Here is a 22,090-nt window from a genome sequence, read left to right as displayed (position 1 = left end):
AATCTGCGGTAGCCTGTGTTATTGCGGTCGCCTCATCTGTCCAGCCAATCCAGCCGATTATAGTTCTATTCCGAAATGTTGTTTCAGGCTCTGCTTGTATTGCTCCTGCGAATCGGGTACAAATGCGTTAAAGCTCTCCGCTCTGAAAATACGGAATTCATCGCCTGCAATCGTGTTGCGACCATTCTCCGTTCGAATCGCAACCATGGAAGCCTTCTTGAATTTCGAGTCCGGGCTAGTCGAGCACCAATAGGAAGTGGTCTCGAAGTCAATCGCCAAAGTAGGCTCTTCGGTAAACGAATAGATCTCTCTCCACTCCTCGCCTTTCTTCTCTTCCAGCATCCATCCGTAAATGGAATCTCTCATTAATCGATAGCTTTCATCCTGCTGTACTTGCGGTGTATCGCTAACCAGCATGAGCGGCCAGCGAGGAGCAGCTGCCCCTGCGCCCACATCCACGATATATTTCTCCCCATCTATCTCTACCTGCAGGATATGATGTCTGCGCTTCGAGGGCACGACCTCCTCGTCTCTCCAAAATCGGCCAAAATAGTTCGTCACCCGGTACCCGAGCCTGTCAAGAAGCCAGCCAAACAATGCATTAAGCTCGAAGCAATAACCGCCCCGACCGCGGGTAACGATTTTATCGAATAAACGTTCGATTTCCAGCGATATGGGTATGCCATTCAATACATCTAAGTTCTCGTATGGAACGTGATGAAGATGAGCGTATTGAAGCCGGTTAAGCGTCTCAAGCGTTGGTGCTGCAGGACCTTCGATGCCGATCCGATTCAAATAAGCAATTACGTTTGACTCCATTTGCATGTCCTCCACCTTTCATCGTCGACTGTTCGCACCTATATATTACCACAGCGCAATTCGAAGTTGGTTGATTGTTTGATCGATGACTTCATGGCGGCTCATCACCACAAACAGAATAAACATTAATAAAACGGAATAAACATGAAGATTTTTTGTTGACAAAACAGAGAGAACAGGAATATCATTATTCTGAAAGATGGTAAATATTAGATGATATTACGGGAGGGTTCAGCCATGTTAGCGGAACAACGCCGACAAAAAATTTTGGAACTGCTGCAAGCGGAAGGACGCGTTATCGCCAAGGATCTATCGGAGCAGTTCCAAATGTCCATCGATTCCATACGAAGAGACTTAACGATTATGGAAGATCAAGGTACGCTTCAGAAAACGTACGGCGGGGCGATCCCTCTCGCCGAATCACCTAAAGTTCGCACTCTCCCGCAAGGGGAAGCCAGACGTTACGGCGAAGGCGAAGCGCATCAGAACGCGATATCCAAGCTGGCTGCCGCGTATATTCACGAGAACGACACCGTATTTATCGGCGGTGCCGGCATCCAATACGGTATGTTGAAATATTTGCGCGATGATATCCCTTTCACTGTCGTTACGAATTCGATCAAGATCGCAGAGGCGATTCGTAAGAAAGAGAACATCGCCGCTTACCTCATCGGAGGCAGATTAAGAGCCGAGTCGGCAGGCAGCATCATCGACACGATCGCTATCGAAATGATCAGCAAGTTCACGCTGGACATCGGCTTCGTGACCGGCGGCAGCTTGGACGCCGTCGGATTAAGCACGGCTACGCCTGAAGGAGCGGCATTCGCCCGAGCAGTCGCGCGAGTCTCTCGCAGAAAGATCTGCTTGGCCCCGCATGAGAAAGTAGGACATCGGATGTTCATCTCCTCTATACCAATCGAGGAACTCGATATCGTTCTAACCGATGTTGCCTCATCAGAAACGGCCATGAAGGAGATCGAGAAGAAGGTTGCTGCTGTTGTCTACGCTGACCAGGCTTCTGAGGAAAACAGCCCATGAGATGAATGATGCCGTAGAACATCTAAACGGCAGTGCAGGATGACTTCCCCGCACTGCCGTTTTTAGTTACTCTTCGACGATCCGATAATTCGGCTTCACATTGTTGAAGTCTGGATTTTCGCCGCTTACCATTAAGCCCATGCCCCAATCGAAATGAACGTTTTCCGTCGGCAGATCGGCCGCGTCACGGTACTGGAACAGTACGTTTCTGCGCGTCCGCTCGCTGCGGTTGACATCGGAGCCGTGAATCGTCAAGTAGTTGAAGAACAGCACGTCCCCCGCCTCAGCCGGGCATGGCGTTCCCGACGAGATCGGATGCTCCTTATGATTCAGGTAATGAACTCCGATATGCGGGAGAACACCCTGCTTATGTGAACCGGGAACGACGCACAAGCAGCCGTTCTCCATATCGGCATCATCAAGATGAACGCTTGCTGCCAGCATGGAATGATTGCTATGCGGGAAGTACGGATAATCCTGATGCATCGGGAATGCCGCACCGTTCGCCGGCGGCTTCACGAGCATTTTCGAATGGTGCAGCTGCACGTTAGGCCCGATAATTCCGTTTAATACGCTTACCATATTAGGATGGGTCGCAGCACGGGTAAACGCCGCATCATGATAGTGCACGTCATGGAACCCTTTCAATACAAGCTTCTTCAGCTGCTCGGGCGGCAAGAAATCTCCCTGCCAAGCATGGTTGGCATCCGCCTTGGCTCGCGCGGCACGCTGGATAATCCGTTCAACGGATTCTCGCATCTGCAGAACCTCCGGCTGAGAGAATACTCCCTTCACTAGCAAATAACCATTTTCTTTGTAAAATTGTACATCTTGGCTCGTAATCATATTCATTCTCCTTTGTAAGTGAAGGTTGCTAATCTGTCTTTATTATAGGTATTCTATAGTCAAAACGTATTTGCAGCCGAAGGACATCTTTTTGCAATATTACGCCAAAGGAGAAAATCTGAATATGATAAATTGGCAAGTCAGCGTCGATCGATTGAACCGGATTCCAAGCGTGCTGGAAGGCGATCAACTGACGTTTCATACTTATTATTGGGGAGCGGAGCAGCAGTTGCCGGCGAACGTTGTCCATAAACATTCTTTTTTCGAAATATGCTATGTCGACGGCGGCTCCGGCGTTTACACAGAGGAAGGCCAAACGTATCCTTTGTACGAAGGGGTGGCCTTTTGCTCCAGGCCGGGAATCTATCATCAAATCAAAGACGTGGACAGTCTCGACCTGCTGTTCGTCACATTCGAGCCGATCGAAGAGCATTCCAGCGCAGAGAAATTCAGCCGTTACTACGAAAGGTTGGAACGCGGCGCCGTATGGCTGGATAAAAAGGAACGTTCGCCGATCATTCAGTTATGGAAATCGATGCTTGCGCAAAGCGAACCGGACGGAATGCTTCCCTCATCCGTGCTTCCTCCGCTTGCAAGCTCCTTGCTAGCCTCTTTCCCGAATTTGTTCAGTCCCGTGGAGCATGAGACCCAGCTGCCGTCACCCCGAGCCAACGCCGCGCATTTGATCCGGCGGGCAAAGTTATACATTCGCGACAATCTGGCAAGCAGCTTATCGCTGCCGGAAATCGCCCGTTACCTGAGCATTTCAGAGCGGCATCTGTCCCGGTTGTTCGCTTCGGGCATCCACGAATCGTTCACGGCAACCGTTCGGTTGGAGCGGATTCGCGCCGCGGAGAAGCTACTCAGCGATACCGAAATACCGATCAAGGAAATCGCCGAGCAGGTCGGATTTTCTACCGTCCATTACTTTACAAGGACATTCTCGCAAGCCAAAGGCGTCCCCCCGGCCGCCTATCGCGAAGCAAGCCGGAGAAACGCCTTATTCATTCAACCTTAATGTTTAATTGGACTTAGCATCTAGATCTGCTCGGCCGTTTGACCGTTTACTCGAATCTGGCGCCGCCTACCGGCGATTTCACGACAAACGTTTCGCCGGTATCCGTCATCTCGTACAGCTTGCACCGGGAATCCGGCATTTTGAACGGAGAATGAACGATAAGCATCCAATTGCCTTCGAAATTGCGGAACAGCATGCCGTGTCCGCTATCGTCGCGAACGAGAGGCTCCAGCTGCTCCCAAGGTCCTTCCAACTTCCCGCTGACGGAACGCGCAATCGTCTGGACGTAGCTTCCCGCTTCGTACGTAGACCATAACATCACGAGCCGATTGCCCGATGTGCGGTACAATTGGCAGCCATCCGTCACATACATGGATTGCTGCGAACGGTCTGCCGGATGATCGCCATTGTCCCAAGGGGCAGCGGAACCATCAAACAGATGGATCGGTTCTGACGAGCGGCCCGATAGATCGTCACGCAGCCGGACCGCTTCGATCGTGCCGTCGGCCGTCTGTACCCATTCATGGCAATAGACCATCCACGGGCTGCCCTCCTCGTCGATATACAGCGATCCGTCCAGCGTCATATGCTCGGAAGGCGCGATCGGTTCATCGGCATCCATTAATTCGAACGGCCCTTCCAAGGAATCCGATACCGCAACCACGGTTCCGCGCCGCTGGAGCGGATAGCCGCCATGTCCCTCCCCTTCGAGCGGCTTGTCGTTATGGTGAAGCGTAACGAACAAATAGTAGCGCCCGTTATAAGCATGCACCTCGGGCGCCCAAGCGCCATGCTGCGGATGCGCCCACGCGCCGTCGGGAATGGTGAAGACGACGTACGGTCCCTCCCACTCGGTAAGATTCCGGCTTTTGTAAGCAAGGACGCCGTAACGATCCATCCCATGCAATCGCGGGCTTCCTCCTGTGTACAAATAATAAATGCCTTCCTGGGCATCGGCAACGACGAACGGATCATGGGCCGGAATGTCGGCCAGCTTATGGCCTGATTGCGGATTTGCTGTATCGGAAGCGGCATTGAATACGGTCATCTCGTTCATCCTTCCATTCGAATCGATTGTGATCGCTACTGCGAGGATGGATGGATCCGCATCGATTTGAGAGGTACCATCGAATCCTCAGGAACGTAATACTTGAATTTGTTGTCGCTGATCTGTCCAAGCAGCTGGCGGCGGATCGGATCGGCGTCCTTTAACAGTTCTTCCGACGCCGAATGATAGTCGATAGGACGCATCCAGATCGGGCTGTAGCCGAGGAACAGCTGCCTTCTCGTGAACGCGGAGCGGTTCGGCGAGCCCGCATGCCACAGGTTTTGGGCAAACACGAAGACGTCGCCCGGTTTGCCGCATACCTGAACCTCGCCGTCAAGCTGCTGGCGCACATCCTTATGATTCGGGTTATACGGCTGCTTGTGACTGCCCGGAATCACCTTCGTATTGCCGCGATCCGGCTCCGACATATCGCTCAAAATATAGCAAACCTTAATATAGTAGGTTGCCGTCAAGCCGTTAATGACGGGAAACTGCGGATGCGGGCCGTCTTGATGCCAATCGATAAAGCTGTGCGTGGCCGTCTGGGCTTCGCTTGGGTTCGGTTGTCTGATCGTGAGGTGCGAGATGTGAAGCTGAATGTTATGGCCAAGCAAATTAACGATTAACGGAAGAATGGCAGGCTGATCGATTAATGCTGCGATCTCGGCATGGCGTTCTACGCTGTTATAGATATTATGCGAAAGCGCTTCCGGTTCCGTCAAGACAATTTCGTCGATGGCGGCATTCAGCCGGTTCACCTGTTCCTGAGACAAAATATCCGGGATAACCAAATACCCTTGTTCGTGAAATTTCTCCATTAATTTGGGTAATTCCAATTGATCTGTTTTCATCCTTCATACCTCCTACTTGTATTTAATTTGATTATATACGGCAAACAATCATGTTATAATGTAAGAAAAATTGATATTACTTGTAAATAATTTCACTTTATGAAAAGGTGTTGTCACGCTATGGAGTTCAGCCGATTTCTGGAGCCCGATCTGCAATACCATGTCTATGTGAAGGATACGCCTCAATTTCAGAAAACGCATGATACGTATGATCACTGGGCGTTGTTTGTCGTCGAAGAAGGCTCCTTTGATTACAGAATGGGCAGCCAAAGCGGAAGGGCGGTCAAGGATGACCTCGTATTATGCCCGCCCGATCTAACCTTCTACCGGCAAACGAACGGTTTATCGTTCCATCTCATGGGGTTTCAATGGATCGCTTCCCCAGAAGCACCGCAGCATGCGTTGGATTTCCCAACTATCGGCAAGCTGCGGCTTATGAACAATAAACGATTCCTGTCCACCCTCTCCCAGTTTCGCGAAGCCCAATACTTGCAAGCCGGAATTGGTCGTACGTACAAGAAACACTTACTTAAGGATCTTCTCTACTTGCTGCAGATCGAACAATCCGAGCAGCTTGCGAAGTCGTTGTTCAGCGAGGATCCGACGCTTGGACGAGCCCTGCATCTGCTTCAGCAGCAAGCCGAATTCGGCATTTCGCTAAAGTCAATTGCTGTGGAGCTCGGCCTCACCCAGGTGCAGCTGACAAGACTGTTCACACGCGAATTCCGTATAACGCCAGGCGCTTACGCGGCTAATCTTAGAATGGACAAGGTCAAGCAACTCCTTGTACACTCCTCGCTTACCCTTGCCCAGATCGCCGAGCATTGCGGATTTACAGACGAACATCATTTGAGCAAAAGCTTCAAAAAGCTGAGCGGCGTCAATCCTTCGTCGTACCGAAAAACACATAACATCTAATCGAAGAAGCCGACCTGCATCGAATGAGGTCGGCTTTCGTTCTCGCTATTTAGCTCCCGTAACCGAGCGCTTTTAGCTGCTCCATGGCGCTGTCCACGAACGCTTTGTAGTTCATGGACGTTTCCAGCGTCTTGATAAATTCATCGTATTCGGTCAATGGACGCTTATCGTAAATAAACTTCGCGATCTCCTCTTCCATATACCGGTCCGCATCGGCCGGGTTATACCCCTCCGGATTGTCGATGAATCCGTTCAACGCTTCGATGCGAGGCTGATCGTTCGCGAATTCGATTGCAGCCGATTGCGCGGCGAACTTCGCCTGCAAATATTCCATTTCCGGTCTGCCGGTGAATTGGTACAGCCAGGAATGGCCGACCTCGCCCGCTTTGTCCGTCATCTTCGGCTTGCCGTCCTCCAGCGTGAAGTGCGTATCCTTCACCCCGAACTGCACGAGCAGAGAGCCCCCGTCCGGATTCGAAATATAGTTGAGCAGATCGAGCACCCGCTGAAGCTTCTCCGGATCCTTCTCGAGCGCTTTCGGTATGGCGTAACGGCCAGGCGCCGCGCCGATGTCCCATGAACCGTCGAATTGTCCGCCTGCACCGGGTGGAGCGGCGATTTGCAGCCATTCCGCATTTGGATTAACGGTTTTGATCTGCTCCACGAACTGCTCTTTCGTCATATTCGGCCAGTCGAGATAGACGATGCCCGCCTGCCCTTTGATCGCCTTCTCTTGATGTTGCAAGCCGCTGTTCGCGAGCAGCTCTGGATCGACGGAGCCAGTCGCGATCATGTTCTTAATAAAGGCCAAAGCATCCTTCATTGCCGGCTCATGCAGCGAATTCACGACTTTGCCGTCCTTCTCGTAGAAGTTGCCCGGCATGCCGACGCCGAATGCGCCGAAGACAGTCGAGAACGCGAACAGCTTGCTTCCCGTTAGGCCGAAGGTGTCCGGTTTGCCGTTTCCGTCCGGATCGTTTTTCGTGAACGCTTCCGCTACGGAGGCCAATTGCTCCACGGTCGTCGGCACTTCCAGCTTCAGCTTGTCGAGCCAATCCTTGCGGATCCATAAGGTGTTATAAGGAATTTGCGGAGATTTGGAGATGCCGTACACTTTTCCGTCGACTGTCCCCTTCTTGACGCTGTCCTCCCCGATGAACGCTACCGTTTGCTCCAACTTATCCATGTATGGCGTCAGATCGAGAAGCAGCCCTTGTTTGGAGAACTGTATGAGCTGCTGGCGGTTGACCATGAACAGATCGGGAAAGTTGCCCGAGGACATCCGAACGTTTAATTGATTGTTATAATCGTCCGCTGCAGGATACACCGTCAGATTCAGATCGATATTCAGCGCCTTATCCAGTGCTTGCTTAATCATGTCTTTATCCGGTGACGGCAGATTGTTTCCCGTCTCGATAATATCGAGCTTAACCGGCTTGCTGCTCGGCTGCTCCGTTTCCGCTCCTGGCTTGGCGGTAACGCCGCCCGAATTATTTCCCGGATTATCGCTGCCGTTCCCTCCCGAACAAGCCGTAAGCATGGCTCCCGCTAATGAAACGGCTACTAGCAAAATCCCTAATTTCTTCATGATCATAACCCCTCTCTGAATGGTTTCATCGGTCAACCTTTTATCGAACCAAGCAGCATCCCTTTTGTAAAATGCTTCTGAAGAAACGGGTAGATCACGATGACCGGCAAGCTCGCAATCATGACGGATGCCATCTGCATCGTTTGCGTCGGCATCATATTTTCCGCGTTCTCCAGCGGCTGCTGACTTTGCATCAGAATTTCTCGGACGACGACCTGCAGCGGATACAGCGTGCGATCGGTCACATAAAAAATCGCTTGAAAAAACTCGTTCCAGTGACCAACCAAGTAAAACAATCCAACCGTAAGCAAGACGGGAACGGAAAGCGGCGTAACGATTTGCAGCAGGATGCGAAACTCCTTGGCACCATCCATTCGGGCCGACTCGAACAGTTCCTCCGGCAACCCTTCAAAAAAGCTTTTCATAATAAGAACGTTGAAGCTCCACACCGCATTCGGCAAAATCATCGCCCAGATGGAATCGAGCAGCCCCATCGACTTCACGACCAGATAGGTCGGAATGAGTCCACCGCTGAACAACAACGTGAATACGATCATGAGCAGAAAAAAGTTTCTTCCCGGCAAATTCCGGCGGCTAAGCGGGTATGCCATCAGCCCCGTCAAGACGAGATTGACTGCCGTTCCGATGACCGTAATGAGGACGGTTATTTGGAATGCTTTCGGAATGTTGGACTCCGTCAGCAGCGTGCGATATGCGGAAAACGTAATCTCCTTCGGGAACAATATGAATCCCCCGTTGCGCAGCACTTCCCCGAAAGGCGTAATGGATACCGATACGACATACAGGATCGGCAGAATGGCGGCAAGTCCGCATAGTCCGAGAATAACGTATATGATCGTGTTGAATATTTTATCGTCGAGGCTCCTTACCATATGCCCTCACCCCATTTCTTCGCCACGCGGTTAGCGCCCAGTACGAGGATGAGCCCGATGACCGATTTGAACAATCCGACTGCCGATGCCAAACTGAAATTTAACTGCTGCAGACCGGTTCGGTAAACCCATGTATCGATAATGTCCGCGACCGGGTACACCTGTATATTGTACAGGATGTAGATTTGGTCGAAGCCGGCGTCAAGCAGATGGCCAAGCTTTAGAACGAACAGCAGGACGATAATGCTTCTAATGCCCGGCAGCGTAATATGCCAGATCATGCGCAGCCTGCTCGCGCCGTCCACCTTCGCCGCTTCGTAGAGGGTCGGATCGATGCCTGCCATCGCGGCTAAGTAAATAATGGCACCCCAGCCGAGATTTTGCCATACCTCCGAGCCGACCAGTATGCTGCGGAAATATTCTGTCGAGGTCAGGAACGGAATCGAGGTTCCGCCCGCTTCCACGATCCAGCGGTTTATGAGGCCGCCGTTCTGGGAGAATAGCGTCAGAAGAATGCCGAAAATAATTACCCAAGACAAGAAGTGCGGCATGTAGGTCAGCGTCTGAACGATCGACTTCAGCCAGCGAACGCGGCATTCGTTCAGCAGCACGGCCAGCACGATCGGAGGAAGCGTCCCCCATACTAGCTTGTATAGGCTGATCAACAGCGTATTGCTCAACAGCTGGCTGAAATAAGGCGACTCGTAAAAGCTCTGAAAATGCTTATACCACGGATCGACCCACGAGCTGCCCGTTATGCCGTCCAGGATCGCAAAATCCTTGAAGGCGATAATGACGCCGTACATCGGGAAGTACCGAAATATAACGAAATAAATAATGCCGGGCAGAAGCATGACGTAAAAGGCTTTAAACCGCCATGCCAATCTTGCAATCATGAGCAGCTTGGTCCGCGGAGATGGCCGTATCCGAGGGGCTGGCGTTAGGCTATGATTGGCTTCCATCGTATCCCTCCTAGTGTGAATGCGCTTCCAATAAGGTAAGTATAAAGGGTGCGGCGTCACCCCGATATGCACAAAAACGTAAAAAATGTACGCATTTCAGGCGCCCGTTTGGATCATTTAGAGGTAATCCATTAATGGAATACAGGCAACGATCAACAGATGAGACAAAAGGAGATGCCCGAATAGCCGAGGGCTATACGTGCATCTCCTTTTATGTTCCCAAATCCGCCATCGATTCTCATTTACCAAATGCCTAATTGCTCGTCGCTTTCCGTCAGGACGGGCATATCGACGCGGACGACGGTGCCTGTCCCCACCGCGCTTCCGATCCGCAAGCCGTACGTCTCACCGTGATGGATCCGAATCCGCTCATGCACGTTCCGCAAGCCGATGCCCGTAAATCGGTACACCGAACGCTGCCCGCCGTCCTGATCCTCCAGTAACAGCCTGCTCCGCTTCACCCGTGCAATGCCTATCCCATTATCGCGAACATATAGCCTTAGAATTCCGTTCTCAAGTCCGCCTTTGACAACGATAATACCGCCGTGATTCGGCGTTAATCCGTGAAACAACGCGTTTTCCACGAGCGGCTGCAGCGTAAGCTTTAGAATGCGGTATTGCAGAAGGTCGGGATTAATATCAATCCTAAACTGATATTGATCCCCATAGCGCACCTGCTGGATATGCATGTACATGCGCAGCCCTTCCAGCTCATCCGCAAGCGTTACGTATTCCGATTGCTTGTCAAAGCTGAAGCTTAACAGCTTGACCAGCGAACGGATCGTATCGCGTACCTCGTCGATGCGCTGCTGCTTGGCCAAACTGCTAATGCAGGCAAGCGTGTTATACAGAAAATGGGGCGCAATCTGGCTTCGAAGCATCTTCAGCTCGTATTCCTTCTTCTGCTCCTCCGCCGACTTGGTCTTCTGGAGCAAACTTTGAATTCGCTCAAGCATGGCATTGTAGCTTTGCGTAAGCCTGCCGATTTCGTCCCTTCTCGTGACAGGCAGCTTCGCCACGACCTGAAGGTCGTTAAGTCGGTCCATCTTCTCGACGAACCGACGGATCGGATGCGTGAACGATCGGCTGAGCAGATACGCGCTGAGCAGCAGCATTATAATCCATACGATACTTGCAGTCCGATAGTTGTTGTTCAGCTTCTGCAGGTCCTGATAGAAATAATCCTCTTCGATGAACGCCGCGAGCGTCCAGCCTAGACGGTTTTTGGTCGACTTCACGGCGACGAGCGGATTCAAGGAATCCCCTTCGATGCCGCTAACGCCTACTTTGAGACCTACGAGCTGCCCGCGAAAGCTTTCCTCGAGCTTCGGCGGATAAGAAGCCGTTTGGAAGGGAAGCAGCTTATCCCGGGAATCAAGCCGATTAATGACGCTCCCTTCCTTCGTGAACAAAATATAAGATTGATAGATCATAGGCGCAATGCGCTCCGTGAGCAAATCAAGATTAAGTTCGGCGACCATAACCCCCTTCACCTTATTGCCGGCATCGGCAATCGGCAATACGTATGCAAGCGTACGGCCCGACATCGGCGAATCGTAAGGCTCGCTCACGTTAATGGCCCCGTAGTTCATAAGCGCCAGCTCATAAAGCTGGCTCAGTCTAGGATTGCCGATGATGTCGTAAACGACCTGCGAGCTTGCGAACACTTGCCCATCGGCTCGAATCATGAACAGCGTTCTGGCAATCGAGTTGTTAATGCCCGCGAATTTGCGAAGCGTCTCGACCGCCGCCTCCTCGTTCCCGTCTTCCAGCAAATCGGCGCGGGTCGAGAGCAGCAGCAGCATATTTTCCACATTGTCCAGGCTTGCATCGATATATTGGTTCGTCCGGCTGACGAGCAGCTCGGCATCGCGAATGACCTGATTCTGAAGCAAGCTCTCCGCCTCGTTAAGGTTGCGCCATGCAAGCACCTGAACAAGCAGCAGCGTCACGATGAACAAATAAATAAACTGCTTGGTAGCGAGACCAAGGCTGGCATACCAGTGAAACAGCTTCGTCATATCCACCCTTCCTCCGCGCCCGTTCTCTCTCCCCTGCTTCAGCCATTCCGTTTGTAGTCCGTCGGCGACACCCCGGTCCAATTCCGAAACGTAACGGTAAAATAGCGATAGCTAGGAATGCCGACCTCTTCAGCAACCTCGTACACTTTCTTGTTCGAATGCCTTAGAAGCTCGATCGCCTTCTCCATGCGGAGACGGGTAATATACTGATTGACCGTACTCCCCGTTTCCTCGCGAAACAGTTTGCTGATATGATGCGAGCTTAGACCTACCTGCTCCGCAATGACGGGCAGCGAGATCGGCTCCCCCAGATGGTCTTTGATCCATTGCACGGCCGAACGAATCTCATAGCGCGAAAGCGATTTCCCAAGCTCGGCAGTCTCCATGTCCAGTACGAGGCTGGCGATCATCTCGGTCAACGTTCCTGCATCCATCAATTGCCCAATTCGCGTTGCGTTCAGCTCGGCGCCATCTTGTTGCCTGTGCCATTCAATCTGCCAATGGATGACCCGCTCTTTCAGTTGGCTTGGCTTCACGCGTTCTGCTATACACCAATCTCTGAATTCACCCTGCAAGCATTCCTTCAAGCTTTCGGCCGACCGTGACGCTTTTCTAAGCAGCTCGCCCATTCCTTTCGCTTTGTTATCCGTCATTTCCGTCAGCGGCCTTGATTGTACAGCGAACACGGTGCTCTCGTCCGGGCATCGATCGTAAAAGAGAGCATCCTTCCATTCACCGGAGACAGCCAGCGCTTCCGCAAGTCCTTCTTTGGATGTGATCGATTCGCTTACAAGAGCGTAAGCCGTTGCATTTCGTTCCAGCACCGTCGATTCCCGGTTTATCAGCTCTGCCAAATGCAGAACATCCGCTTGCAACTCATGGACTACTGATTCAGAACGATGCCCCCCTTCGATTACAATAAAATATTCCCGCTCCCGTACCGTAAGCCACGTCAGCCAGTTCGGATCCTTACTCTCACGCTCGGTCAGCCACTGCTGAACCGTCTCCTTCACTTGCAGATAGGCTAGTGGAGGAATGTCCAGTTGAAGCCGTGCCAATCGAATCGAACGATCTGCGCTAAGCGCCATCGGCTGCCAGTCGGAGTTGGACGGCACTTGCCCGTGTAGCAGCTTGCCGAATAAAGCGGCTTGCAGCTGTCTCTGCTCCCTTCTCGCATGCCCCTGCGCCATGCGCTCCTTGATGATCGCAGCTCTCACTTTGTCCATCGCCAGCTTAAGCTCTTCTTCTTCCATAGATACCTTCAAAATGTATTCAAGCGCTCCGAGACGGAGCGCTTCTTGTACATAATGGAAATCGCTGTGACAGGTCAACAAGATGATTTGAACGCTCGGGTGCCGCTTCCGGAGCTCCCGAATGAGAGCAATGCCATCCATAACCGGCATTGTAATATCCGTTATAACGACATCCGGCTCACAGTCGGCGCATAGCTGCAAGGCTTCCTGGCCATTGCTCGCTTCGCCGATCCATTCAGCGCCGCACGCTTCCCAGGGAAAGATGCGAAGCTCTTGCCTCAGAGGAATTTCATCGTCGACGATCAATACGCCAAGCGGCTTCACGGCCATGATATCCTCTCCTTTCAAGTCTTATATGTTTATAAAATGAAAGCGCTGTCAATTACTTTTCCCCATTATAGAGCATAGACTCTTATTTCGGCAACCTCCGCGCGTGGTCCTCCGTTCGTTTCGTCGATCCATAATCGAATCGTGCGTGAAGTGAGGGAACCGCTCAGCTTATGCACTTTTTTGCGTTTATGGTTATGCTTCTCTTCAGCCACTGTGACCCATTCCTCGCCGATGAGCGCCTCTATCCGATAAGCTCGGACGAGCTCGGGAATCGCTTCAAAAGCTGTGCGATGATGGTGCAAATTGATTAAATCTTCATTAACGTCGTCATTAAACGTGACGTGAACCTCGGCGATCGACTGCTCTTCAGCCCACTCTAGCTGCAGCCATTCCAGCTTCCCTGAGGACATCGGCTCGGACATCCACGAATGCGGACCGGCGAACGGCCTCATATACCCGTCAGTCACCGTTGCGGCAGCGTATGCTTCCGTATTCGGCGTAACCTGTAGACATAGCGGACGGCGGTTCCAATTGCGCATGCTCCACTGCACGACCGGCTGATCCGGCTGACGATCCTCAAGAAGCGTAGAGACGATCGGTTTCGGCCCCTTCTCAAAGCACAGCACGCCGGTCATCGCACGATCCGATCCGTGGACCGCAATCGATTCGTTCGCCTTAATAATGAGAAATGCATTGCAAGCCGCATCGGGCTTCCAAGACAGATCCAGCTTCACCCACTGACCTTCTCCTTCGGATACGGTCACCGATGCGGAAGTCACCATTTGTTTCGGCACGTAGTTCTCCCCTTTGCCCGTATGCCACAGCTCCGCTTCAAGGGTAGCTGACTTCGCTGCATCTACCAGCAACGCCACCGATTCAAGAGATGGATTCACGGGAAACAGAATCCCGAGATCTTTGTCCAGCGGGTGCGTATAGGACGAATCCTTTAGCGCAACTTGAGTCATCGTACTGGATGCCGTAATGCGAGCCGACTTGGCGAGATCGTAAGGATCGTCTGCCGCTATCCCGATAATCGACGCATCCTGCCGCAGCATCGTCTGCTGCAGGTCATTCATATGGTCACGGTGCAGCGCACGCGGCGATATCCCTTTCTGAACGCACAGCGCGGCGCCGCTTCCGGCTGCTTCGCCGATGACGGCGCAGGTCGCCATGACTCTCGTCGTTCCGAATGCGACGTGAGTTGCGCTGATGTCGCGGCCTGCGAACAGCAGATTGCTGACGTTGCTGGAGTACAGGCTCCGGAATGGAATATGGTAGATCCCATCCGAAAATAAATGCTTCGAACCGCTTTCCGTCGAATACATGCCTTGCGGCGGATGAAGATCGATCGACCAGCCTCCGAAGGCGATGCGATCGGCGAAACGTTCCTGCTTGATAATATCGTTTTGGTTCAGCATATAGTCGCCAATGAAACGGCGGTACTCCCGTTTGCCTGGAATCGATCCCACCCATTCCAGCGTCATACGCTCTGCATCGAAATTGCCCGAGTTTTTGATGTAGTCCCATATTCCATAGATGACTGACCAGAGCTCATCCCGAATTCTTTCATTTTGATGCACGGTATCCAGCTCTCCTCCCCATTCGATCCACCAGTAATGGCAGCCCGAATCGCCGCTGCGGATGACCCGTTTCATCGGAATCGTCGTTTGGGTAATATCCTTCGCGAAGCTCGGCGGAATGAACTTGACCGGCCGATCGGCCTCCTTCGTATAGAACAGAAGCGTGCTGCCAAGCGTAATATCGTCAGGCGTCTCCGGCGCCCAGTCCTCGTTGTACTCGTCTCTAGCCTCGCGGCCGATCCGGTATTTGGCGCCTGCCAAAAATCCCGCAAGCCCATCCCCTGTACAATCGATGTACATATCGCTTTCAAACCGGATTCTACGCTCGGAGCCCATCATCCAGCCCGTCGCCGACTTAATGATGCGGTCCTCTTCCGCACCGTCCGCTTCCACCTCGTGCACATCCGTGTTAAGAAACAAAGTAATATTCGGCTCGGCGCGAACCGTATCTAATACGACGAGATCCCATAAATAAGGATTGCCATCGGGATTGCGGAATTGATTCTCGACGAACATTTCGCCCATAATGCCCGTTTCTCTTGCATAACGCTGCGTACCGTGCGCCGTAGCGCCGCATACCCACACCCTAACCTCGCTGCTGGAATTGCCCCCAAGTACGGGTCTGTTGTTCACGAGCGACACGGTTTGTCCGAGGCGCGCGGCGGCAACGGCTGCGCATACGCCAGCCAAGCCTCCGCCAATAACGGTAATGTCAGATTTTACTGATTCAAGCTTCATTCGAATCCCCCCAAGTCAAGAATTACTTTCATCTTAACCCTAGGGGGTCGTTATTTAACATGCACTGCGCTATCATATAAGCATATACTTTATTTCACTTAGGAGGCTGAGTGCAGGGATGATGACGTTTCGAAGCTCCGTCCTATCCCCAACGCTACTGCATCATGTCTTTTGGAACCATAAAGAGAAGTTTCAATACAGCGTAGACACTTACGAACATTGGGTTCTGTTTGCGGTGGAGGGTGGCAGCTTTCGTTATGGGATTGGAAACAGTGAGGGGATTGCGCAGATGGGCGACGTCATAATATGCCCGCCGGGCATCGATTTTCATCGCGAGGTTATCCATGCCGCGTCCTTTCATTTCATCGGATTTTCTTTGGATTCACTATCCGGAGGGGATGCTAATGAAGGACAAGAGGATGCCCACAATGTCCGAGTTCGTTTGGCGGCTTCCGCCTACAAGCCTGCCGTCACGCATAAGGAGAGGCTTGCCGATAATTTGAGGTATTTCAAGGGACAGGACGAAGCCGCCGCACAGATCGATCAGCGAAACTATTGGCAAAATCATGCGCTTAACGATATATGGCTGTTTTGTCTGCAATCAATAGCCGCCGGGTCGGTCAACGAAGACAGGCAGCCTGCCGATCCTCTGATGGAACAAGCGCAGCTTTATATCCGGCAGAACGCCTTTGAGGATATGAGCATGCTGGTGCTTGCGGACGAGCTGGGGATTAGTCCCGTTCAGCTCACCCGCCGTTTCACCAGAAGCGCGGGGATGACCCCTTCGCGTTATTTAAGTCATATTAGACTGGAGCAAGCGAAATCTTTGCTCGTCGATACGGAGCTCAATTTAGAAGAAATCGCTTTGGCATGCGGCTTCAACAATGGCTTTTACCTCAGCCGAGTGTTCACGAAGATGATGAAAATCAGCCCTTCCGCTTACCGTAAAACAAACCGAGTCTAGGCTCTATATACGGCAATCGGAAGCATGATCACGAATACGCTGCCTTCTCCGGAGCTTTCTCTAAGTGAAAGCTGCCCGCCCTGAGCTTGCGCTAGAAGCCTGCTGAACGTGAGGCCCAGTCCGAGGCCTCGTACGGTATGTTTCTTGTTCTCGCCGCGGAAGAACCGCTCGAAGATGAGATCCTGCTCCGGATGCGGGATGCCTTGGCCGTTATCGGCAACGACGATTTCGGCGAACCCATCCTCTCGCGCGCTTAGGGAGACACGAACGCTAAGCGGACGATCCGAATGACGGGATTGTACGATATTATTGAGCAAATTGACCATTATTTGTTGAATGCGCAGCGGATCGCCTATGATCCGAACAGGCTGAACTGGCAGCGACAATGAAGGCTCGGCAATCGTCACGTCTTGATGCAGAGTCCATTGGTAAATAATTTCGGGTATCAACACCGCAGCGTCGAGAACTTCGCGGTTCAAGTGTACAAGCCCAGCTTCCAATGCGTTGTAATCAAGCAGATCGGCAACCATCCGTTCCAGTCTGCCTGTTTCTTCGAGGGCGATAGACAGAAATTCGTCGGCATCATCGCCCTGCACCACCTTTTCCTTCACGGCATGGACAAGCCCTTTCACCGAAGTAACGGGCGTCTTCAGCTCATGCGTCAACCCGGCCAGCATGAAGTTGCGGGAATGCTCCAATTGCTTGAGGCGGCCAGCCATCTCCTTGAACGAAATAATCATTTCGTTCAGCTCTTGCTCCTTCGCGTTTGCCTCCAGCTGGACGTCGTAATGGCCTAAGCTGATCTCTCGGGCCGCCGACGCCACATTGCGGATCGGACGGACGAGCTTGCGCGACAGCAAGTATATCGTCAGCCAGCCGAGCGCTGTCAAGCTGACGAGCAGAAGACCGATTGCCCACTTCAGTTCGGGAATATGGGTTAACGATTGGGTCGGCTGGAGTAGCGTCACCTGACCAATCTTGCTTCCGTCATGTTCGATCGGGGCTATAATCGCTTTCATTCCTGGCTGCTTCGCCTTATCGAGTCTGTCGTTCAGCTTCGTTCTCAAATCCTCTTGCGTCAAAGGATCGTTCGAATAGAGCAGCCTGCCTTCCGTATCGGTCACGATGACGCACATGCCCGGCCCGAGCTTGAAGAAGCGCGACCTTTTGTCAATATATGGACCCAAGTTGGCCGGTACTTCAATCGTACCTTCCGCCCCATTCAGCCGATCGGCAATTTCCTGCGCGAGCAGTTCAACCGTCTGCAGCCGGCTGTCCAGCGTCTCTCGGTTCGTCCACCAGATCGCGGCGGCGGCAAGAAGAAGAAGTCCAACGAGCAGTATAATAAAATATCGCATGGTCCAGTAGGACAACAATGAAGCTTGTTTTACTTTTCGATCCATAATTGATACCCCGTTCCGCGCAATGTCCGAATCTCGCCCTGCTCGGACGGCCAATGGGACAACGATTGACGCAGCCGCTTGATCGACAGGTCAACCGCACGATCGCTTCCTTCATAGTCCGCGCCCCATACATATTCGATAAGTTGTTCTCTCGTATAGATCCGATTTGGATTTTCCGCTAGGAATAGCAGTACCGCCAAATCACGCGGCATTAACATGACTTCGGCGCCGTTCAAGGATACGGATTGTGCTAGAAAATCGATGCTTAAGCTCCCGAAGCGCCTCTGTCTGCTCCCGTCCGTCCAATGCGCCGGCCTTCGCAGCACCGCTTGGACGCGGGCAACGACCTCCTCCGGAATGAAAGGCTTCGGCATATAATCATCGGCACCGCCGTTCAGACCGTTTAACCTGTCGTCTATGCCGCCTCGCGCCGTCAACATAATGACCGGACAACTGCTCGTCTCGCGGACTTTGCGAAGCACTTCAAAGCCATCCATATGCGGCAGCATGACATCAAGCAATATGAGCGCGGGAGCTTCCACTGCGAATAAGTCCAAAGCCTGTCGCCCATCCGCGGCCCATGCAACGGCAAAGCCGGCTTTGCGCAAATAAACGGTCAGCACGCGGGCAATGGCCGGTTCATCTTCGACAACCATAATCGTTTGCACACCTTAGGCCCCTCTCATGATCGTTGCCCTCTATTGTAGCAACAGTCGGGTCATGCGGCAATGCCGTCGAAACAAAGAAATCTTCCGTTCATGCTCCGACATCTTCCCGACTTATTCGTCCGTTACAATGAACTTAAATAGAGGGCATCAGCCCAATAAATGGAGGGAAATCATGAAGAAAAAAGGAATCATCTGGACAAGCGTCATCGCGGCGGTCATTGTCATCGGCGTGGGAGGATACGCGCTAATGAACGACTATCTCGGCAACAATGTAGAGATCGAATCGGTCATGACTCCATCCGCGGAAAACAATGCAAATGCTTCTGAGGAGACGGGCTCTGGCGAAGGCGTTACGGCCGGTACCACCGTATCGGTGGACGAGCTTAACGGAGAATGGAGCATTGCTAGTGGCTCAAAAGTATATTGGTCAGTAACGACATCGAAGGAAACGGTCAATTTCGTTAATGAATCGGTAAGCGGCTCATGGACTGTAGACTTGAACGACACGTCGAAAATGGCAGGTGAAGGCGTCCTCGATATGACGGCTCTTGATTCCGGCAACAGCCAGCGCGACGGTCATGTCAAGGATCGCGAAGACCTGCTCGCCGTTAGCCAGTACCCGGAAGCGACATTCACAGCAACGGCTATCACGCCTCAAGCAGCCGAGTTCACGGAAGGCACAGCCGTTCCGCTAACTATCGAAGGAACATTAACGGTTAAGGGTGTCGAGAAAGCAGTTACTTTTGATTCCAACGCCATGTATCAGAACGGTCAGCTTCTACTGTCCGGCACTACGAAAGTCACGTTCGCTGATTTCGGAATGGCCAGCCCGCACACCGTCGTATTAGAAACGGAAAACGATCTGTCTGTTCAGCTTGAACTTATATTGGCCCAAGCGTAATCCTATTCAATCAGAAAGAGAGGCAGGTCTGGTGACCTGCCTTTTCGCGTTTCTAGCATTTGGCCAGCACTCGCACTCTAATTATTCATATAGTAATAGATATCAACAAATAGAGGAGAATGCTCATGCCTTTAAAACCGAAAATCAAACCGCCGAAATCAAAAATCGTTCAAAAGCGTCAGACCGGCGGTAAACAAGTTCGTGCGAAGCAAGTAATCAACCCTGGGTTTACGGATCCTTTCTTTTCCCCATGGCGCGACGTAGGCGATGTTTATTTATCGACGCTGCGTCCTAACGTCGGTGCACAATCCGCTTTTTATGCCGTTCAGCCCGGTCGTACCGGTTCGCTTACGCAGCGTGTTACGCTGGGAAGCGCCGGAACTACAGGTCGATATAGGCTAAGTTTCAGCGTGCTTGCTGATCGCAACAATAATGGAGGGGTGCTTCAGGTTAGTTTCCTGAATACCGCCCTTAGTCGAACTTTCCAACTAAGAACGTTGGCTACTACCAGCTATCAGACGATAATCATTGAATTTACGCCTGCAAACATAGGCAACGCTTCCAGTGTCGAATTGGAATTACGAGTCAATGGGGCCGGTAACGGACCATCCTTCATGTTTCTAGATACGGTGGTCATCATTCCCATCTAACTTAAAACAAGCTCGGCAGTTTAGTTGCCGAGCTTGCTCCTAACGTACATCTATTAATGTCCAGAAGCATATTCTTCTAGCTCGGACGCCGGATCGAACTTTTCCTTGCTCATAGCTAGTGCTGCAAGAAGCGCAATGACCGCCGGGATAATAGCCCATGCGAACGTTTGAACGAGTGACGAGGACAACGCCTCCGCGATCTGATCGAGAACTTGGGTCGGAATATGCTCCCGTGTCGCCGGAGTAAGAATTTGACTCGGATCCCCAAGATCGATACCTTCTGGCACTTCACCGCCGATACTGAACTTGGCAGCCAGCTTATTCGTAAAGATATGACTCTGGATAATGCCGAATACGGTAATGCCCAGCGTCATTCCAAGCTCCCTCGTAAAGTTCAGCGTAGAGCTCGCAGAACCGCGTTGTCTTGCCGTGAAGCCATGAATCGCCGCGTTGCTCAGCACGGAGAATGATGCGCCAATGCCGAGACCGATCAAGATCATGAAGATCGTAAGGATGAAACGCGACGAATCTGGCGTAAGAGTCGTCAGAAGTGCGATGCCTATGACAAGCAGCGTTAATGTCGCGATCATGATGGAGCGATACTTAAACTTCGTAAGCAGCGATCCTCCCCCAGCGGCAGTAACGACTGAACCTAACATCATAGGGAGCAAAATAAGTCCCGAATTCGTTGCCGATCCGCCGATAACGCCTTGAATGAAGATCGGAATATAGACCGAAGCGGTAATAAAAGCTGCGCCGCTGAACAAAGCCATCATATTGCTTGTCGAATAGAGACGGTTCTTGAACATGCCGAACGTAATAATCGGTTCTTGAGCACTTCGTTCGATGAAGACGAAACCAACGATAAGGAATGCAAAAGCCAAAAACAATCCGATGATCATGCCGGAGTCCCAAGCGTATTCCTTGCCGCCAAGCTCAAGCGCGAACATGAGGCAGACGATCGCGGCTACAAGCGTAAATGCGCCCATATAGTCGATTTTTTGCTTAGAATGCTCGACAGATTCCTTGTAGAACAACGTAATCAGGCCGAATGAAATAAGGCCGAGCGGCAAGTTAATGTAGAAAATCCACGACCAATTGATGTAGTCCGTAATGTAGGCGCCTAACAGCGGTCCGAAAAGGCTGGATAAACCGAATACGGCGCCGAACAACCCGCCCATCTTGCCGCGCTTATCCGCTGGCACGACATCGAACATGATCGTGAACGCGATCGGCAATACAGCGCCGCCGCCGATCCCTTGAATCGCGCGATAAATGCTAAGCTGCACGATAGACTCCGCAGTGCCGCATAAAGCAGAGCCTATCATGAACACGATGATACCGAATATGAAGAAACGCTTGCGGCCGTACATATCCGATAATTTGCCGAAGATCGGCATGCCCGCCATCTCCGCTACCATATAAGCGGAAGTTACCCACATCAATTTGTCAAAACCGCCTAGTTCCCCAACGATCGTTCCCATAGCCGTTGCCACGATCGTATTGTCCATCGATCCCATGAGGACGGCCAGCAGCAGACCCGCAATGATGATCCCCATATTGTTTCTTTTAACCACGTTGCTTACTCCCTCCACGCACTC

General features: G+C 52.0%; 19 protein-coding genes. 6 read left to right on the top strand and 13 right to left on the bottom strand.

The genetic code is table 11. From position 1 onward, the window contains the following. Nucleotides 1–57: 57 nt before the first annotated feature. Nucleotides 58–819 carry an arylamine N-acetyltransferase family protein gene (locus tag AC0YN0_RS04660; protein ID WP_475820220.1) on the bottom strand — a complete coding sequence of 254 codons (762 nt, stop codon included), beginning with the start codon at nucleotides 817–819 and terminating at the stop codon, nucleotides 58–60. A gap of 237 nt (nucleotides 820–1,056) precedes the next feature. On the opposite strand from AC0YN0_RS04660, the gene AC0YN0_RS04655 reads away from it, so the two are divergent. Beyond that, nucleotides 1,057–1,857: a DeoR/GlpR family DNA-binding transcription regulator gene (locus tag AC0YN0_RS04655; protein ID WP_475820219.1), complete on the top strand. Its 801-nt coding sequence runs from the start codon at nucleotides 1,057–1,059 to the stop codon at nucleotides 1,855–1,857. Nucleotides 1,858–1,923: 66 nt separating this feature from the next. Here AC0YN0_RS04655 and AC0YN0_RS04650 read toward each other — a convergent pair whose 3' ends face one another. After that, nucleotides 1,924–2,703 (bottom strand): phytanoyl-CoA dioxygenase family protein, encoded by a 780-nt coding sequence (locus AC0YN0_RS04650; RefSeq protein WP_442049910.1) that lies wholly within the window; start codon nucleotides 2,701–2,703, stop codon nucleotides 1,924–1,926. Nucleotides 2,704–2,827: 124 nt separating this feature from the next. On the opposite strand from AC0YN0_RS04650, the gene AC0YN0_RS04645 reads away from it, so the two are divergent. Next, complete coding sequence (locus tag AC0YN0_RS04645) at nucleotides 2,828–3,721, top strand: helix-turn-helix domain-containing protein (protein WP_475820218.1); 894 nt, start codon at nucleotides 2,828–2,830, stop codon at nucleotides 3,719–3,721. Nucleotides 3,722–3,767: 46 nt separating this feature from the next. Here AC0YN0_RS04645 and AC0YN0_RS04640 read toward each other — a convergent pair whose 3' ends face one another. Further along, nucleotides 3,768–4,769, bottom strand: a complete 1,002-nt coding sequence (locus AC0YN0_RS04640) for a glycoside hydrolase family 43 protein (protein ID WP_475820217.1) — start codon at nucleotides 4,767–4,769, stop codon at nucleotides 3,768–3,770. 35 nt (nucleotides 4,770–4,804) lie between these two features. Then, nucleotides 4,805–5,620 carry a phytanoyl-CoA dioxygenase family protein gene (locus tag AC0YN0_RS04635; RefSeq protein WP_475820216.1) on the bottom strand — a complete coding sequence of 272 codons (816 nt, stop codon included), beginning with the start codon at nucleotides 5,618–5,620 and terminating at the stop codon, nucleotides 4,805–4,807. Between the two features lie 120 nt (nucleotides 5,621–5,740). Here AC0YN0_RS04635 and AC0YN0_RS04630 point away from each other — a divergent pair, with 120 nt between their 5' ends. Continuing rightward, nucleotides 5,741–6,538, top strand: coding sequence for a helix-turn-helix domain-containing protein (locus tag AC0YN0_RS04630; RefSeq protein WP_475820215.1), 798 nt, complete (start codon nucleotides 5,741–5,743; stop codon nucleotides 6,536–6,538). A gap of 49 nt (nucleotides 6,539–6,587) precedes the next feature. On the opposite strand, the gene AC0YN0_RS04625 is transcribed toward AC0YN0_RS04630, so the two are convergent. The 6 genes from AC0YN0_RS04625 to AC0YN0_RS04600 form a co-directional block, all read right to left on the bottom strand. Then, on the bottom strand, nucleotides 6,588–8,126 hold the full coding sequence (locus tag AC0YN0_RS04625; protein ID WP_475820214.1) for an extracellular solute-binding protein: 1,539 nt from the start codon (nucleotides 8,124–8,126) through the stop codon (nucleotides 6,588–6,590). 32 nt (nucleotides 8,127–8,158) lie between these two features. Next, nucleotides 8,159–9,019, bottom strand: a complete 861-nt coding sequence (locus AC0YN0_RS04620; RefSeq protein ID WP_337103362.1) for a carbohydrate ABC transporter permease — start codon at nucleotides 9,017–9,019, stop codon at nucleotides 8,159–8,161. Further along, the gene (locus AC0YN0_RS04615) at nucleotides 9,013–9,915 is read right to left on the bottom strand and encodes an ABC transporter permease (protein ID WP_442049942.1); all 903 of its coding nucleotides are present in this window, start codon (nucleotides 9,913–9,915) and stop codon (nucleotides 9,013–9,015) included. Before AC0YN0_RS04615 ends, AC0YN0_RS04620 begins: the two co-directional genes overlap by 7 nt. A 308-nt stretch (nucleotides 9,916–10,223) precedes the next feature. Continuing rightward, a complete protein-coding gene (locus AC0YN0_RS04610) occupies nucleotides 10,224–12,002 on the bottom strand; it encodes a sensor histidine kinase (RefSeq protein WP_475820213.1) in 1,779 nt (592 codons plus the stop codon). Between the two features lie 38 nt (nucleotides 12,003–12,040). Further along, nucleotides 12,041–13,585, bottom strand: coding sequence for a response regulator (locus tag AC0YN0_RS04605; RefSeq protein WP_475820212.1), 1,545 nt, complete (start codon nucleotides 13,583–13,585; stop codon nucleotides 12,041–12,043). Between the two features lie 65 nt (nucleotides 13,586–13,650). Next, on the bottom strand, nucleotides 13,651–15,903 hold the full coding sequence (locus AC0YN0_RS04600; protein ID WP_475820211.1) for an FAD-dependent oxidoreductase: 2,253 nt from the start codon (nucleotides 15,901–15,903) through the stop codon (nucleotides 13,651–13,653). Between the two features lie 118 nt (nucleotides 15,904–16,021). Between AC0YN0_RS04600 and AC0YN0_RS04595 the strand changes: the two genes are divergently transcribed. Then, a complete protein-coding gene (locus AC0YN0_RS04595) occupies nucleotides 16,022–16,867 on the top strand; it encodes a helix-turn-helix domain-containing protein (RefSeq protein ID WP_475820210.1) in 846 nt (281 codons plus the stop codon). Here the strand turns inward: AC0YN0_RS04595 and AC0YN0_RS04590 are convergent. Next, nucleotides 16,864–18,270 carry a HAMP domain-containing sensor histidine kinase gene (locus AC0YN0_RS04590; RefSeq protein ID WP_475820209.1) on the bottom strand — a complete coding sequence of 469 codons (1,407 nt, stop codon included), beginning with the start codon at nucleotides 18,268–18,270 and terminating at the stop codon, nucleotides 16,864–16,866. The genes AC0YN0_RS04595 and AC0YN0_RS04590 overlap by 4 nt on opposite strands. After that, on the bottom strand, nucleotides 18,255–18,938 hold the full coding sequence (locus AC0YN0_RS04585) for a response regulator transcription factor (protein ID WP_475820208.1): 684 nt from the start codon (nucleotides 18,936–18,938) through the stop codon (nucleotides 18,255–18,257). Before AC0YN0_RS04585 ends, AC0YN0_RS04590 begins: the two co-directional genes overlap by 16 nt. Before the next feature lie 172 nt (nucleotides 18,939–19,110). Between AC0YN0_RS04585 and AC0YN0_RS04580 the strand changes: the two genes are divergently transcribed. Both AC0YN0_RS04580 and AC0YN0_RS04575 read left to right on the top strand, forming a co-directional pair. Next, nucleotides 19,111–19,839, top strand: coding sequence for a YceI family protein (locus AC0YN0_RS04580; protein WP_475820207.1), 729 nt, complete (start codon nucleotides 19,111–19,113; stop codon nucleotides 19,837–19,839). 125 nt (nucleotides 19,840–19,964) lie between these two features. Then, nucleotides 19,965–20,489, top strand: coding sequence for a hypothetical protein (locus AC0YN0_RS04575; RefSeq protein WP_475820206.1), 525 nt, complete (start codon nucleotides 19,965–19,967; stop codon nucleotides 20,487–20,489). Between the two features lie 53 nt (nucleotides 20,490–20,542). Here the strand turns inward: AC0YN0_RS04575 and AC0YN0_RS04570 are convergent, their stop codons facing one another. Then, the gene (locus AC0YN0_RS04570) at nucleotides 20,543–22,048 is read right to left on the bottom strand and encodes an MDR family MFS transporter (RefSeq protein WP_475820901.1); all 1,506 of its coding nucleotides are present in this window, start codon (nucleotides 22,046–22,048) and stop codon (nucleotides 20,543–20,545) included. Between the last annotated feature and the right edge of the window lie 42 nt (nucleotides 22,049–22,090).

The sequence above is a fragment of the Paenibacillus sp. J22P218 genome (genome assembly GCF_056269195.1).
Note: the sequence above shows the minus strand (reverse complement) of the source record. Positions and strands in the feature narration are given on the sequence as shown.

Bases quoted from the DNA above. Each gene is read 5' to 3' on its own strand.
- AC0YN0_RS04640 (WP_475820217.1), bottom strand. From the start codon at position 4,769: ATGACCGTATTCAATGCCGCTTCCGATACAGCAAATCCGCAATCAGGC.
- AC0YN0_RS04595 (WP_475820210.1), top strand. From the start codon at position 16,022: ATGATGACGTTTCGAAGCTCCGTCCTATCCCCAACGCTACTGCATCAT.
- AC0YN0_RS04655 (WP_475820219.1), top strand. From the start codon at position 1,057: ATGTTAGCGGAACAACGCCGACAAAAAATTTTGGAACTGCTGCAAGCG.
- AC0YN0_RS04660 (WP_475820220.1), bottom strand. From the start codon at position 819: ATGGAGTCAAACGTAATTGCTTATTTGAATCGGATCGGCATCGAAGGT.
- AC0YN0_RS04610 (WP_475820213.1), bottom strand. From the start codon at position 12,002: ATGACGAAGCTGTTTCACTGGTATGCCAGCCTTGGTCTCGCTACCAAG.
- AC0YN0_RS04575 (WP_475820206.1), top strand. From the start codon at position 19,965: ATGCCTTTAAAACCGAAAATCAAACCGCCGAAATCAAAAATCGTTCAA.
- AC0YN0_RS04580 (WP_475820207.1), top strand. From the start codon at position 19,111: ATGAAGAAAAAAGGAATCATCTGGACAAGCGTCATCGCGGCGGTCATT.
- AC0YN0_RS04635 (WP_475820216.1), bottom strand. From the start codon at position 5,620: ATGAAAACAGATCAATTGGAATTACCCAAATTAATGGAGAAATTTCAC.
- AC0YN0_RS04630 (WP_475820215.1), top strand. From the start codon at position 5,741: ATGGAGTTCAGCCGATTTCTGGAGCCCGATCTGCAATACCATGTCTAT.
- AC0YN0_RS04600 (WP_475820211.1), bottom strand. From the start codon at position 15,903: ATGAAGCTTGAATCAGTAAAATCTGACATTACCGTTATTGGCGGAGGC.
- AC0YN0_RS04590 (WP_475820209.1), bottom strand. From the start codon at position 18,270: ATGGATCGAAAAGTAAAACAAGCTTCATTGTTGTCCTACTGGACCATG.
- AC0YN0_RS04605 (WP_475820212.1), bottom strand. From the start codon at position 13,585: ATGGCCGTGAAGCCGCTTGGCGTATTGATCGTCGACGATGAAATTCCT.
- AC0YN0_RS04615 (WP_442049942.1), bottom strand. From the start codon at position 9,915: ATGATTGCAAGATTGGCATGGCGGTTTAAAGCCTTTTACGTCATGCTT.
- AC0YN0_RS04620 (WP_337103362.1), bottom strand. From the start codon at position 9,019: ATGGTAAGGAGCCTCGACGATAAAATATTCAACACGATCATATACGTT.
- AC0YN0_RS04650 (WP_442049910.1), bottom strand. From the start codon at position 2,703: ATGATTACGAGCCAAGATGTACAATTTTACAAAGAAAATGGTTATTTG.
- AC0YN0_RS04625 (WP_475820214.1), bottom strand. From the start codon at position 8,126: ATGAAGAAATTAGGGATTTTGCTAGTAGCCGTTTCATTAGCGGGAGCC.
- AC0YN0_RS04570 (WP_475820901.1), bottom strand. From the start codon at position 22,048: ATGGGGATCATCATTGCGGGTCTGCTGCTGGCCGTCCTCATGGGATCG.
- AC0YN0_RS04645 (WP_475820218.1), top strand. From the start codon at position 2,828: ATGATAAATTGGCAAGTCAGCGTCGATCGATTGAACCGGATTCCAAGC.